This is a genomic window from Bradyrhizobium sp. Leo78 (assembly GCF_059512425.1).
In genome coordinates this window covers 20,287-33,815 of the sequence record NZ_JCAMOT010000060.1, presented here as the reverse complement: position 1 = coordinate 33,815, position 13,529 = coordinate 20,287, and the positions used below count along the sequence as shown (strand labels likewise).

Genomic DNA, 13,529 nt, shown 5'->3' with positions numbered 1-13,529 from the left:
CCAGCCAGCATGGTGAATCAGAAACCGCCTGATTTGGGAATCCCAAATCGATTCAAGCTAACTTCATTCCGCTTTAGTCCATCACTGGCGCGGTGCGGTTCTTTCTTTCTCGAACCTTTCTACAGGCCCGTGGTGCACGACCGGCAAGACTCGATCGCTCGCCGATCTCTGGCGCGTCGGAACCATTGCCGTTTCTTCCCGTTTATGTCCGCCATTGAGGCCAGCGCAGCAGCGATCAGCGGCGCGGCCGACGCTCCGGCACATTGGATCAGAAGCTCTAGGAATCGCCTGTATCGCCCTGCTGTTCCCGAATTGCCCCGGCAGAAGCGAATGCAAGCGATGGGAACGGTCGCGCCTTCGGGCGCGACCAGTTCCGCAGGCGGTGAGGATCAGCCCAACGCCATTTCGACGGCGATACGGATCAGGTCCGAATGGCTCTTGGCGCCCAGCTTCTGCTTCAGAAGCGAAGTGGTGTTGGCGACGGTCTTGTAGGAGATGTTGAGCGCCGCGGCGACCTCGCCGATCTTGTCGCCCCGGCCAAGCAGCCGCAGGATTTCCAGTTCGCGCGGCGACATCAGCGAGGCCGGATTGGCCTTGATGGCGGCGCCCGAAAAGGTCACGGCTTCGGCAAGGTGCGGCGATATGTAATTGTCCCCTGCCGCGACCTTGCGGACGGCTTTCACGAACACCCTGGGATCGTCGGTCTTTGAAACATAGCCCTGGGCGCCTGCTTCCACCGCGCGGACGACGAAGGCCGGATCGTCGTTCATGCTGAACATGATGATCCTGGCCTCTGGATCCTCCTTGCGGATCCGGCGCATCAACTCGAACCCGGAAACATCCGGGAGGTTGATGTCGATGACGGTAACATCAGGCTTCTTGCTGACATAGGCGCGGTGTCCCGACTTGGCGTCGGTGGCTTCCTCGATCTTCACCGAGCTGTCGGAAGCGAACAGCGACCGGCACCCGGACAACACTACCGGGTGGTCATCGACAATCAATATTCTTGTGGCCGGTTTCGGCGTATCTTGCATCACTTGCATTCTGTATCCAGAACATAGGTCCCCGGGAACCGGTGAAAAGAAAAAACCACCGGAGCGAATTAGAATTATCCAAATGTGGAAAAAATGTTCGCTCCGAACGCGGTTCTTCCTTCCGCTCGGTATCATGTTCGTGGCGGCGCTCCTGATCGGAGCGGTTTCGCTGCAGCTTTTCGTGCCGGAGCAACTGTCGGACGAGAGCGCACCGGCCGCACGTTCGGCCAGGATGGTTGCCAACGCGCTCAACAGCGCGCTTCGGACCTCGGCCAATCCGCAAGCGACGCTGGATGCCTTTGCCCAGGCGCTCGGCACCTCCGAAGCCATCCGCTTCCAACCCGACGGTGCAAGCCACCCGCCGCCGCGGGTCGAGGTGCAAACCCCGATCGGACGGGTGCCGCGATGGTTCGTGGACCTGCTCACGATACCGGAGGTGGGCGCATCGTTCCCCGTCCGGATCGAAGGCAAGCAGGTCGGTGAGATCATTTTCTCGCCCGACCTGTCGGCCGATATTTTCGAGAAATGGATCGGCTTTGTTGCGATCACATTCTCCGTGGTTGCGCTGACGCTGCTCACCGGCGCTATCGCTTATTTCACCTCCGGCGCCGTGCTGCGTCCCCTGCAGGATCTCGGCGAAGGCCTCACCCGCATGCGCGGGGGTGATTATAAGCAGCTCATCCCCCCGTCGGGCCCGCCGGAGATCCGCCGAAGCGCCGAGGAAGCCAACGAACTTGCCCGCACGCTGAGCTTACTGAGCCAGGACAATCGAAGTCTGCTGCGCCGGATCGTCTCGCTGCAGGACGACGAGCGGCGCGATATGGCGCGCGAACTGCACGACGAGCTCGGACCGCTGTTGTTCGGCATTCGCGCCAAAGCGGTTGCGCTGCTCGAAGCTCTCCCGCATGGCAACCTGCAACTTGCGGCCTCCGTCGACGGCATCCTGCAATCGGTCGAAGCGCTGCAGCAGGCCAACCGCCGCATCCTCGACCGGCTGCGGCCGCTCTACATCCAGGACTTGGGGCTGGAAAAAAGCATCGAGACCTTACTGCAATATGCGCGCGCGCAAGCGCCCGGCCTCAAGCTCGTCTCGCATATCGACGGCAGGCTGAATGCGATCGAGGGTCTGCTCTCGCAGACCGTCTATCGCGTGATCCAGGAGAGCATCACCAACGTGCTGCGCCATGCCCGAGCCCGCTCGGTCACCGTGGAGGCTTCGATGAAGGCGGCGGAGCTGATCGTGGAGGTATCGGACGACGGCATCGGCCTTCCCAAGGACTCTGTCTTCGGCCGCGGGCTGACCGGGATGCAGGAACGGGCCCGCGCGCTGAGCGGCACGCTCGAGCTGGTGCGCGAGGACGGACGGACCATCGTGCGCTGCCTCCTGCCGGTCGGCGACAGCGCGCTTGGCTGATCGCCGCGCTCGGCGCGGCATGACCTACGCGCGACGTTGGCCGCGAAACCAGAATGCGAAGACGATCAACACCGCCACGGCGAGCGTGAACCAGGTGATGGCGTATTGCATGTGGTCGTCCTTGAGATTGACCTTCAGCGGTCCCGGCTTGGGAATGCCGCTATCGGGCACGGGCGACTCGAGGTCGATGTAGAAGGGCGCGACAGTCTTGCCGCCTTCGGCCCAGCCGAGCGCGCTCGCCATCGCGAGATGATTGCGGACGAACCATAGGCGTTTTGCTGGACTGTCCTTCGGCGTCAGCGAGCCGGCGCCCTCGGGAAAGCGAAGATAGCCGCTCAGCTTGACCGGTTCGCCCGTGATCAGCGGCGCGACCGCGCGATCCTGTTGGGCACGATCCTGCATCGTGTTCTGCACAAAGCCAGCATTGATCACGACGATCTCGCCGTTAGGCAGGCGCGCCGGCAGAAACGCCCAGGTGCCGGGACCGGAAATGTCGTCGCGGACCGCGGAGCCAGAACTGAATACCATCGCATCCGGCAGCTTCGCATAGGTTGCAGTGAAAGTGACGCGGCGGAATTCATCGCTCACCGGACGTAGCGCGGCCCATTGCGAAGGCTGCGGCAGCGCTTCGGGCGCCGCCGTCAGGCGCTCGTTGAGGGCCGCGATCAGCGCATGCTTCTCGACCCGGCGCTGCAACTGCCAGATCCCGAGGCCCGTGAACACCACCACCAGGATCAACGTGAAAATGCCGAAGCCAGCGGCGCCGCGCCGTTGCGTGGATGCTGCGGTCATTTCTGCTCGCGCTTGATCAGCCGGCCCTCCGCCGCCTTGTGGTGGAACTGGAGTGCGATCAAAAGCGATTTCATCGAACGCAGCGGCAGCAACGTGACGACGACGATGAGCGGCAGCCAGAGCACCGCATGCACCCAGAACGGCGGCTGGTACTTGACCTCCACAATCAGCGCACAGGCAACAACGATCGCGCCGGCCAGCATGATGATGAAGATCGCCGGCCCATCGCCGGAATCGATGAAGGCATAATCCAGCCCGCAACTCTCGCAGCGCGGAGCCAGCGTGAGGAAGCCCGCATAGAGCTTGCCCTTGCCGCAGCGCGGACAGCGACAGGCGATGCCGCGGAGCGCGCTCTCGGTGACTGTCGGGGGAGTGTCGGCAGGCATCAAGTCGTTCGATCTCTACTCGCGAAAGCAAAAGGGCGGCCATCTGGCCGCCCCTTGTAGCACGTCACGGCGGGTTAGTGCGCGGCGTGCGCCATGGTTTCGGCGCCGCGGCCCCACACGTAGATGCAAATGAACAGGAACAGCCAGACCACGTCGACGAAGTGCCAGTACCAGGCGGCAAACTCGAAGCCGAGGTGCTGCTTCGGCGTGAAGTGGCCAGCGTAGGCGCGGAATAGGCAGACCAGGAGGAAGATGGTGCCGATAATCACGTGGGCGCCATGGAAGCCGGTCGCCATGAAGAACACGGAGCCGTAGACATTGCCGCCGAACGAGAACGTCGCATGGGCGTATTCATAGGCCTGCACGCAGGTGAAGGCCGCGCCGAGCAGCACGGTGAGGATCAGGCCGTATTTGAGGCCCTGGCGATCGTTTTCCAAGAGCGCATGGTGGGCCCAGGTCACCGTGGTGCCGGAGGTGAGCAGCAAGAGCGTGTTGAGCAGCGGCAGGTGCCAGGGATCGAAGGTCTCGATGCCATGCGGCGGCCAGGTGCCCGGCACGGCGCAGGCGCCGGCGGCGGTGCCGGCGCCGCAACCGAAGATCGCGTCGCGGGCGGCATGGACCGGATCGGCCGGGAACAGCGCGGCGTTGAAGAACGCCCAGAACCAGGCGACGAAGAACATCACCTCGGAGGCGATGAACAGGATCATGCCGTAGCGGTGATGGAGCTGCACCACACGGGTGTGGTCGCCCTTGTACTGGGCCTCGCGGATTACATCGCCCCACCAGCTCGCCATGGTGTAGAGCACGCCGATCACGCCGATGCCGAACACGATCGGCGCGCCCGTGAACATGTGATGCATCCAGCCGATGGCGCCGAAGCACATGATGAAGGCCGAGATCGAGCCGACCACCGGCCAGGGGCTCGGATCGACGAGATGGTAATCGTGATGCTTGACGTGCGCCTCAGCCATTGCAGTCTCTCCGTTCGCGTGCCGTCAGGCACGTATTCGTCTCAGAAATTCAAAGATTGCCCTTGCGCTTGTCCTGCTCGCCGGAGGCCACTGGCTTCGGGACCGGATCGCGCACGGAATAGAAAGTGTAGGACAGGGTGATCGATTTCAGGCTGTCGTTCTCGCGGTCGGCGACCAGCGCCGGATCGACATAGAACACGACAGGCATCTCCCGCTTCTCGCCCGGCGCCAGGGTCTGCTCGGTGAAGCAGAAGCAGTTGATCTTCTGGAAGTAGGCCCCGACCGTCAGCGGCGCGACATTGTAAGCCGCCTGGGCCGTCGTCGCCCGCGCCGACTGGTTGGTCACCGTGTAGAAGACGGTGACGACCTCGCCGATCCTGACTTCGATCTCGTTCTGCTCGGGCTCGAACTTCCAGGGCAGGCCCGGCGCGACATTGGCATCGAAGCGAACCTCGATCTTGCGGGCGAGCGGACCCTCCGCCGGCGCAGAGGTCGCAACCTGGGTGGTGCCGTTGAAGCCGGTGGCGCGGCAGAACCAGTTGTAAAAGGGCACCGCCGCATAGGACGCGCCGACCATCAGCACGACGACGAAGCCGCAGATCGAGGCAACCACCGCGTCACGCGTCAGCGTGCGGCGGGACGCCTTTTGGCTCGTGCCGGACTGCTTGGGCGTGGTCGTCTCTTGCGCCATCTCGATCACATCTCAGATCGGCCGCACCAGGACGGCCGGGCCCTTGACCAGGGTGACCGCGAAGAACAGCACGACCAGGACACCGAGCGCGAGCGCAATGGCGATCGAGCGCTGGCGGCGGCTCCTGAGCTGCGCCTCGGTAAGGACAATTCCTTCTTGCTCGCGTTTGTCATCCATTGCGTGTTCATGCGCTCCCTACCCGACCCATGATGCAACGGTGCGGAAGGCAACCTCGATCAGCAAGGTCGCAAACAGCGCGAACAAATAGAAAATGGAGAACGCAAACAATTTGCGGCAGGCGCGATTGGCTTCCTTGCCCTCGCGGCGGCGATAGACCTCGACCGCGAGCCACAGCATGCCCGACCCGAGCAGGAGCGAGGCCACGCCATAGACCGCATCGAAATAGCCGAGCGGCCACGGCGCCACCGCGATCACGACAAGCACGATCGTGTAGAGCAGGATCTGCAGCCGGGTCGCGTCGGGACCGGCGACCACGGGCAGCATCGGCACGCCGGCGCGGGCGTAGTCGTCGCTGCGGAACAGCGCCAGGGCCCAGAAATGCGGCGGGGTCCAGAAGAAGATGATCAGGAACAACAGCACGGGCTCGATCGACAACGAGCCGGTTGCGGCCGCCCAGGCCACCACCGGCGGCAGCGCGCCAGCGGCGCCGCCGATCACGATGTTCTGCGCAGTCCAGCGCTTCAGCCACATCGTGTAGATCACGACATAGAAGAAGATCGTGAAGGCCAGCAGCGCGCCCGCGACCCAGTTGACGAGGATGCCGAGCGTCATCACCGAGAAGAACGCCAGCGTCAGGCCGAAGGCGGTGGCTTCTCCACTTGTGATGCGGCCGCGTGGGATCGGCCGGTTGGCAGTGCGCGTCATCAACGCGTCGATATCGCCTTCATAGGCCATGTTCAGCGCGCCGGAGGCGCCGGCGCCGACCGCGATGCAGAGGATCGAGGTGAAGGCCAGCACCGGATGGACGTGACCAGGCGCGATCATCAGGCCGACCAGCGCGGTGAAGATCACGAGCGACATCACCCGCGGCTTCAGAAGCGCGATGTAGTCGCCGACCTCGGCCTCGGAGATCCGCGGCAACTCGATGGCATTGTGATCGACAACCGACACGATGGTCTCGTTCCCTTAAAATCAAGCAGAGAGCGTGACGCGCCCCTAAGGGCGCGTCACTGTTTCCTTTACTGCACGCGCGGCAGCACTTCGAACTGGTGGAAGGGCGGCGGCGAGGACAGCGTCCATTCCAGCGTGGTGGCGCCGGCGCCCCACGGGTTGGCGGCCGCCTGCTCCTTGCGGACGAAGGCGTCGATCACGCCGTAGATGAAGATCAGCACGCCGAAGCCGGAGATGTAGGAGCCGACCGAGGAGACCAGGTTCCAGCCGGCGAACGCGTCCGGATAGTCGACATAGCGGCGCGGCATGCCCGACAGACCGAGGAAGTGCTGCGGGAAGAACACCAGGTTCACGCCGATGAAGGTGAACCAGAAGTGCAGCTTGCCGATGGTCTCGCTGTACATGTAGCCGAACATCTTCGGGAACCAGTAGTACCAGCCTGCGAAGATGCCGAACACGGCGCCCAGCGACAGCACGTAGTGGAAGTGGGCCACCACGTAGTAGGTGTCCTGCAGCACGCGGTCGACGCCGGCATTCGCCAGCACGACGCCGGTGACACCGCCGACCGTGAACAGGAAGATGAAGCCGATCGCCCAGATCATCGGTACCTTGAACTCGATCGAGCCGCCCCACATCGTGGCGATCCAGGAGAAGATCTTCACGCCAGTCGGGACCGCGATCACCATGGTGGCGGCGACGAAGTAGGCCTGCGTCGCCGACGACATGCCGACCGTGTACATGTGGTGCGCCCACACCACGAAGCCGATGCCGCCGATCGCGACCATCGCGTAGGCCATGCCGAGATAGCCGAACACCGGTTTGCGCGAGAAAGTCGAGACGATCTGGCTGATCATGCCGAAGGCCGGCAGGATCAGGATGTACACTTCAGGATGGCCGAAGAACCAGAACAGGTGCTGGAACAGCACCGGGTCGCCGCCGGCATCGGGCGCGAAGAAGGCGGTGCCGAAGTTACGGTCGGTGAGCAGCATGGTGATGGCGCCGGCGAGCACCGGCAGCGACAGCAAGAGCAGGAACACCGTCACCAGGATCGACCACACGAACAGCGGCATCTTGTGCAGCGTCATGCCCGGTGCGCGCATGTTGAAGATCGTGGTGATGAAGTTGATCGCGCCCAGGATCGAGGAGGCACCGGCGAGGTGCAGCGACAGGATCGCAAAGTCGACCGCCGGCCCCGGATGGCCCGAGGTCGACAGCGGCGCGTACATGGTCCAGCCGGCGCCGACGCCGTTGGCGCCCGGCTCGCCCTCGACGAAGGTCGAGATCAGGAGCAGCGCAAAAGAGGCCGGCAACAGCCAGAACGAGATGTTGTTCATGCGCGGGAACGCCATGTCGGGCGCGCCGATCATCAGCGGCACGAACCAGTTGCCGAACCCGCCGATCATCGCCGGCATGACCATGAAGAAGATCATGATCAGGCCGTGCGAGGTCACGAACACGTTGTAGGTATGGGACTCGTGGAAGATCTGCACGCCCGGATACATCAGCTCGGCGCGGATCGCGATCGACATCGCAGCCCCGATGATGCCCGCAATGACCGCGAAGATAAGGTACATCGTGCCGATGTCCTTATGGTTCGTGGAGTAGAGATAGCGGCGCCATCCGGTCGGATGGCCGTGATCATCATGGGCGTGATCGTGTGTCGCTGCGCCTGTTGCCATGTCCTAGATCCTTAAGCCAATTCCCTTTTGGACCTTTGCGGTCCCATCGCCCTTATTCTTCCGATGCGCGCCCGCCCCCGGGCTTGCAGCCTTACCGCGACGCCTGACCAATCGAGGCGTATGAATTCGCCGGGCTGCTGGCAAATTTCTTCTTCGCGGCGTCCACCCAGCTCGCGAATTCCTGATCCTCCACGACCCGCACCGCGATCGGCATGAACGCATGATCCTTGCCGCACAGCTCGGAGCACTGGCCGTAATACATGCCGGTCTTGGTGGCCTTGAACCAGGTCTCGTTGAGACGGCCCGGGATCGAGTCGATCTTGATGCCGAAGGCCGGCACCGCAAACGAGTGGATAACGTCCGCGCCGGTGGTCTGGATCCGGATCACCTTGTTGACCGGCACCACCATCTCATTGTCGACGCCGAGCAGCCGCGGCTGCTTGTCCTGGGCAAGCAGCGAGTCGAACTCGAACTTGCCGTTATCCGGGTAGGCGTAGGACCAATACCACTGCTTGCCGGTGACCTTGATGGTCAGGTCCGACTTCGGCACGTCGAGCTGCAGGAACAGGAGGCGGAACGACGGCACCGCAATGCCGACCAGGATCAGCACCGGAACCAGCGTCCAGGCCACCTCGATCAGCGTGTTGTGGGTGGTCCTGGAGGGGACCGGATTCGCGCGCGCGTTGAACTTCATCACCACCATGACGAGCAGCGCCAGCACGAACAGCGTGATCACAGTGATGACCACCAGCAGGAAGTTGTGAAACCAGACGATGTTCTCCATCACCGGGGAGGCCGCCTGCTGCAGGGTGACTTCCCAGGGCGCCGGCTGCCCCAATTCGGCGAATGCCGTCCCGCCGGCCGCGAGCGCCATGCCCGCTACCGCACCCCCCAGCAACCGCCGGCCCATCAGGCCCATCGACATCCTCATGCCGCTCGCGCTCCCTATGATTTATCCCCTTAGCACCCCCGCCACACGGCGTGGATGCAGCACGATCCGCCCTCACAAACGGCCTGCCGGACGCACTTTCGGAAAGTACAGGGGCCAGATCGTTAGAACGCGTCGAAATCTAGCCTCTCAAACCATAATTCGCAGGCGCTCGCAATGCAGTAGTAAGGCCCCAGGCCATGCGCGATCGGCTATTCCCGTGATGTGACATTTTCTCGATAAATCAGGCGATAGCGCCACTTCCGCGGGCGACGCCGCTTGACAGGGCAATTGCTGGATGTACCCACAGGCTGGTCGCTCCGCAGGAACCTGATTCGCGCGAAGCGTCCCCACCGCGGCGCGAGATTTGCTTGGGGATCGCCTTCAAGGCGCCGTCATTGCGGTATCAGTCGTTTTGCGTGCCGCCGGCAGCCGGGCAATGCACCCGACCTTGGCCGGGGAAACCAAGCCGGCATGGCCGGCCATCAAAGGATCGACCCGGATGGGCGCTTTGAAACATCACAGCGGACGTAGCTGGAGTGCCGCCAACTGGCTGGGCGGCCTGCTGGCGCTCGTGTTCATGTTGGGCCTGCTGCAAGCGGCCCACGCCCAGGGGGCGGTCCGCTCGGTCCATGGCGATTGGCAGATCCGCTGCGACACCCCGCCGGGCGCCCAGAGCGAGCAATGCGCGCTGATTCAGAGCGTGGTCGCCGAGGACCGTTCCAATGCCGGCCTCACCGTGATCGTGCTGAAGACCGCCGACCAGAAAAGCCGCCTGATGCGCGTGGTCGCGCCGCTCGGCGTCCTGCTTCCCTCCGGGCTCGGGTTGAAGCTCGACAACCAGGACGTCGGCCGCGCCGGTTTCGTCCGCTGCCTGCCCAACGGCTGCGTCGCCGAAGTTGTGATGGACGACAAGCTGCTCGGCCAGCTCAGGGGCGCCAAGACCGCGACGTTCATCATCTTCGAGACCCCCGAAGAGGGCATCGGCTTTCCGCTCAGCTTGAACGGGCTGGCAGAGGGGTATGACAAGTTGCCGTGAGGCGACCTCTCCCGAATTGCTGCAACAGCGCCTATCTTGAACGATGATGTCCCGGCCAAGCCAAACATGAACGGGATGTAATTGCGTTGAATTCGGAGTCGTCATGACCAGTCCCGCCACAACCTCCCTGCTCGACCGCGCCAATCTCGACCGCGATGCCGTGCGCCGCGAGCTCGCGCGCGGGCTCCAGGGGGCGGACGACGGCGAATTGTTCCTGGAATTCGGGCAGACCGAGGCCCTGGTGTTCGACAATGGGCGCCTGAAGCAGGCGACCTATGACACCAGCCAGGGGTTCGGCCTGCGCGCGGTGAAGGACGACGCGGTCGGCTACGCGCATTCCTCCGACGTCTCGCTGCCGGCGCTGATTCGCGCCGCCGATGCGGTGCATGCGGTGCGCGGTGGCTATTCCGGCAGCTTCGCCGCGGCGCCCACGCACACGAATGTGAAGCTTTACGGCGACGAGAACCCGCTGGATGCGCCCGGCTTCGAGGCCAAGGTCAAGCTGCTCGGCGAGATCGACGCCTATATCCGCGACAAGGACCCGCGGGTGCGGCAGGTTTCGGCGAGCCTGACTGCGACCTGGCAGGTGGTGGAAATCGTCCGGCCGGACGGCGAGAGCTATCGCGACATCCGGCCGCTGGTGCGGGTCAACATTTCCGTCGTTGCGGGTCAGGGCGACCGGCAGGAGAGCGGCAGCAAGGGTTATGGCGGCCGCGAAGGTTACGCCCGTTTCATCGAGACCAAAGCCTGGCGCGACGCTGCCGACGGCGCGCTGCGCGAGGCGCTGGTCAACCTGGAATCGGTGCCGGCGCCGGCCGGCGAGATGGACGTGGTGCTGGGCGCCGGCTGGCCCGGCGTGATGCTGCATGAAGCCGTTGGCCACGGGCTCGAGGGCGATTTCAACCGCAAGAAGACTTCGGCCTTCGCCGGCCTGATGGGCCAGCAGGTCGCCGCCAAGGGCGTCACCGTGGTCGACGACGGCACCATGGCCTCGCGCCGCGGCTCGCTCTCGATCGACGACGAGGGCACGCCGACCAACCGCACCGTGCTGATCGAGGACGGCGTCCTGGTCGGCTACATGCAGGACCGCCAGAACGCGCGGCTCATGAACATGAAGCCGACCGGCAATGGCCGGCGACAGAGCTATGCCCACGTGCCGATGCCGCGCATGACCAATACCTACATGCTGGCTGGCAACAGCGATCCCGCGGAGATCCTCGCCTCGGTGAAGAACGGCATCTATGCCGCCAATTTCGGCGGCGGTCAGGTCGACATCACCTCGGGCAAATATGTGTTCCAGTGCACCGAGGCCTACAAGATCGAGAACGGCAAGCTGGGAGCGCCGCTGAAGGGCGCGATGCTGATCGGCAACGGCCCGACCGATCTCAATCGCATCACCATGATCGGCAACGATCTCGCGCTCGACACCGGCATCGGCACTTGCGGCAAGAACGGCCAGGGCGTGCCCGTGGGGGTCGGCCAGCCGACGCTGCGCATGGAGCGGATCACCGTAGGAGGAACCGGCTAGTGAGCAACAACGAAGTGGCGGTCAGCAAGCCGACAAGCTGGCGTTCGCAAGCAGCGCAACTCGCGGCGATCGTCGCTGTCGTGTTCCTCGCCAAGGGCGCGATCGCCGAGCCGTTCTACGTACCGTCAGGCTCGATGGAGCCGACGCTTCTGATCGGCGATGCGCTGGTCGCGTCGAAATACCCTTACGGTTACGGGACAGCCTCGCTGCCGATCCAGATCACGCTGCCCGAGTCGAGCGGCCGGCTGTTCGGCGAGCCGCCGCAGCGCGGCGACGTCGTGGTGTTCCGCTGGCCCGGCGACCGCTCTCAGGCCTGGGTCAAGCGCGTGGTCGGCCTGCCCGGCGACCGCATCCAGATGCGGCAGGGCCAGCTCTTCATCAACGACCATCCCGCGACGTTGAAGCCCGACGGCATCGGCGAAGCCGAGGACGACCGCGGCCACACCGAGACCGCCTATCGCTATATCGAGACGCTGCCGAACGGCGTCAGCCACGCGATCTTCAAGATGCGCGACAATGGCCGCCTCGACAACACGCCTGAGGTCACCGTGCCGCCGGGAGAACTGTTCGTGCTTGGCGACAACAGGGACAATTCCGCCGACAGCCGTGTCTCCGTGCGCGACGGGGGCGTCGGACTGCTGCCTGTCAACAACCTGATCGGCCGCGCCGACGCAGTGGTCGGCTCATGGGACATGGGCATGCGCAGCCAGCCGGTCTGGACCTGGCCGTCAGGCTTTCGGTTCGCGCGGTTCTTTACCTCGGTGCACTAATGCCAGCCCCTCATGGTGAGGAGCGCGTCTTCGCGCGTCTCCGGACGATGCTTCGCATCGCCGGGAGAACCATGAGGCCCGTGGCCCATCCCCCGTGACGCCGCTTCGCGGCTCCTCGGGATAAGGGAGACGATGGGGCTATTCGCATGACCTTCGACGACGTCAGGAAAATCGCGCTGGCGTGGCCGGAGGTCGAGGACGGCACCTCCTACGGCACGCCGGCATTGAAAGTGCGCAAGAAGATGCTCGTGCGCCTGAAGGAAGACGGCGACAGCCTGGTCATGCCTGCCGTGCCGCAGGACGAGCGTGACATGCTCATCGAGAGCCGGCCGAAGATATTCTATTTCACCGATCATTATCGCGACTATCCGATCGTGCTGATCCGACTGTCGAAGGCGAGCCGCAGCATCGTCGAGCCGCTGTTGCGCCGCCACTGGCGCACGCTGGCATCGAAGGCTGCGGTGAAAGCTCACGATGTTAATTCGTAGGGTAGGGCAAAGCGACGCGTGCCCACCATCCCGAGCAGAGTGCTGGTGGTGGGCACGCGTCGCTTTGCCCACCCTACGGGACTACCCATCCTACGGAGCCTCATGAATCGAGACGAATTCCTCGCGACGGCGCTGCGCAATCCCGCCAATGCCGCCATCGCCGATGAGCTGCTGCGGCTGGCACTGCCCGACGCGTGGCTCGTGGCGGGGTGCCTGGCGCAGACGGTCTGGAACGTCAGGACGCATCGTGCGGTCGATTACGGCATCAGCGACTACGACATTTTCTATTTCGATCGCGATACATGCTGGCAAGCCGAGGACCGGATCATCAAACGCGTGCATGATGCGGTTCGGCACCTCGGCGTCGCCGTCGAAGTGCGCAACCAGGCGCGCGTCCATCTCTGGTATCCCGAAAAGCACGGCCTGCCCTACCCGCCATTGACACGCTCGACCGATGGCATCGACCGGTTTCTTACCAAGAACACCCAGATCGGAATCGGCCGCACGGCGGAAGGCTATGAGGTCTATGCGCCCCACGGATTCGATGACGTCGCCAACATGATCGTGCGGCCGAACCCGGGAGCGAATTTTTCGGCGGCGAATTACGAGAAGAAGGCGGCGAGGTGGAAGGCGCTGTGGCCGGAGATCAGGGTATTGCCGGCGGACCACTGACAAGAA

Annotated in this window: 15 protein-coding genes; 6 read left to right on the top strand and 9 right to left on the bottom strand. The window is 64.0% G+C overall.

What is annotated here, in order from left to right:
- Positions 1-389: 389 nt before the first annotated feature.
- Positions 390-1,034, bottom strand: coding sequence for a response regulator transcription factor (locus AC5ZG1_RS39705; protein WP_028167930.1), 645 nt, complete (start codon positions 1,032-1,034; stop codon positions 390-392).
- Between the two features lie 82 nt (positions 1,035-1,116).
- On the opposite strand from AC5ZG1_RS39705, the gene AC5ZG1_RS39700 reads away from it, so the two are divergent.
- Positions 1,117-2,448, top strand: a complete 1,332-nt coding sequence (locus AC5ZG1_RS39700) for a histidine kinase (protein ID WP_496136164.1) — start codon at positions 1,117-1,119, stop codon at positions 2,446-2,448.
- 24 nt (positions 2,449-2,472) lie between these two features.
- Here the strand turns inward: AC5ZG1_RS39700 and AC5ZG1_RS39695 are convergent, their stop codons facing one another.
- From AC5ZG1_RS39695 to coxB, 8 genes are all read right to left on the bottom strand, one after another.
- Positions 2,473-3,240, bottom strand: a complete 768-nt coding sequence (locus tag AC5ZG1_RS39695; protein ID WP_496136163.1) for an SURF1 family protein — start codon at positions 3,238-3,240, stop codon at positions 2,473-2,475.
- Complete coding sequence (locus AC5ZG1_RS39690) at positions 3,237-3,626, bottom strand: DUF983 domain-containing protein (RefSeq protein WP_130227290.1); 390 nt, start codon at positions 3,624-3,626, stop codon at positions 3,237-3,239. The genes AC5ZG1_RS39695 and AC5ZG1_RS39690 overlap by 4 nt, the downstream gene beginning before the upstream one ends.
- Positions 3,627-3,700: 74 nt before the next feature.
- Complete coding sequence (locus AC5ZG1_RS39685; RefSeq protein WP_028167934.1) at positions 3,701-4,597, bottom strand: cytochrome c oxidase subunit 3; 897 nt, start codon at positions 4,595-4,597, stop codon at positions 3,701-3,703.
- Positions 4,598-4,646: 49 nt separating this feature from the next.
- Complete coding sequence (locus AC5ZG1_RS39680; protein WP_456640733.1) at positions 4,647-5,288, bottom strand: cytochrome c oxidase assembly protein; 642 nt, start codon at positions 5,286-5,288, stop codon at positions 4,647-4,649.
- A 12-nt stretch (positions 5,289-5,300) separates the two neighbouring features.
- The gene (locus tag AC5ZG1_RS39675) at positions 5,301-5,465 is read right to left on the bottom strand and encodes a cytochrome c oxidase system small membrane protein (protein WP_028167936.1); all 165 of its coding nucleotides are present in this window, start codon (positions 5,463-5,465) and stop codon (positions 5,301-5,303) included.
- 18 nt (positions 5,466-5,483) lie between these two features.
- Positions 5,484-6,419, bottom strand: a complete 936-nt coding sequence (locus AC5ZG1_RS39670; RefSeq protein ID WP_496136162.1) for a heme o synthase — start codon at positions 6,417-6,419, stop codon at positions 5,484-5,486.
- A 68-nt stretch (positions 6,420-6,487) separates the two neighbouring features.
- Positions 6,488-8,098, bottom strand: a complete 1,611-nt coding sequence (ctaD, locus tag AC5ZG1_RS39665) for a cytochrome c oxidase subunit I (RefSeq protein WP_028167938.1) — start codon at positions 8,096-8,098, stop codon at positions 6,488-6,490.
- 91 nt (positions 8,099-8,189) lie between these two features.
- Positions 8,190-9,029: a cytochrome c oxidase subunit II gene (gene coxB, locus AC5ZG1_RS39660; RefSeq protein ID WP_130227287.1), complete on the bottom strand. Its 840-nt coding sequence runs from the start codon at positions 9,027-9,029 to the stop codon at positions 8,190-8,192.
- A 499-nt stretch (positions 9,030-9,528) separates the two neighbouring features.
- Here coxB and AC5ZG1_RS39655 point away from each other — a divergent pair, with 499 nt between their 5' ends.
- From AC5ZG1_RS39655 to AC5ZG1_RS39635, 5 genes are all read left to right on the top strand, one after another.
- Positions 9,529-10,065 carry an invasion associated locus B family protein gene (locus tag AC5ZG1_RS39655; protein ID WP_028167940.1) on the top strand — a complete coding sequence of 179 codons (537 nt, stop codon included), beginning with the start codon at positions 9,529-9,531 and terminating at the stop codon, positions 10,063-10,065.
- 103 nt (positions 10,066-10,168) lie between these two features.
- The gene (tldD, locus tag AC5ZG1_RS39650; RefSeq protein WP_496136161.1) at positions 10,169-11,593 is read left to right on the top strand and encodes a metalloprotease TldD; all 1,425 of its coding nucleotides are present in this window, start codon (positions 10,169-10,171) and stop codon (positions 11,591-11,593) included.
- Complete coding sequence (gene lepB / locus AC5ZG1_RS39645) at positions 11,593-12,363, top strand: signal peptidase I (protein ID WP_130227285.1); 771 nt, start codon at positions 11,593-11,595, stop codon at positions 12,361-12,363. The genes tldD and lepB overlap by 1 nt, the downstream gene beginning before the upstream one ends.
- Positions 12,364-12,509: 146 nt before the next feature.
- On the top strand, positions 12,510-12,851 hold the full coding sequence (locus tag AC5ZG1_RS39640; RefSeq protein ID WP_496136160.1) for an MmcQ/YjbR family DNA-binding protein: 342 nt from the start codon (positions 12,510-12,512) through the stop codon (positions 12,849-12,851).
- Between the two features lie 102 nt (positions 12,852-12,953).
- Positions 12,954-13,523: a nucleotidyltransferase family protein gene (locus AC5ZG1_RS39635; protein ID WP_496136159.1), complete on the top strand. Its 570-nt coding sequence runs from the start codon at positions 12,954-12,956 to the stop codon at positions 13,521-13,523.
- Positions 13,524-13,529 lie beyond the last annotated feature (6 nt).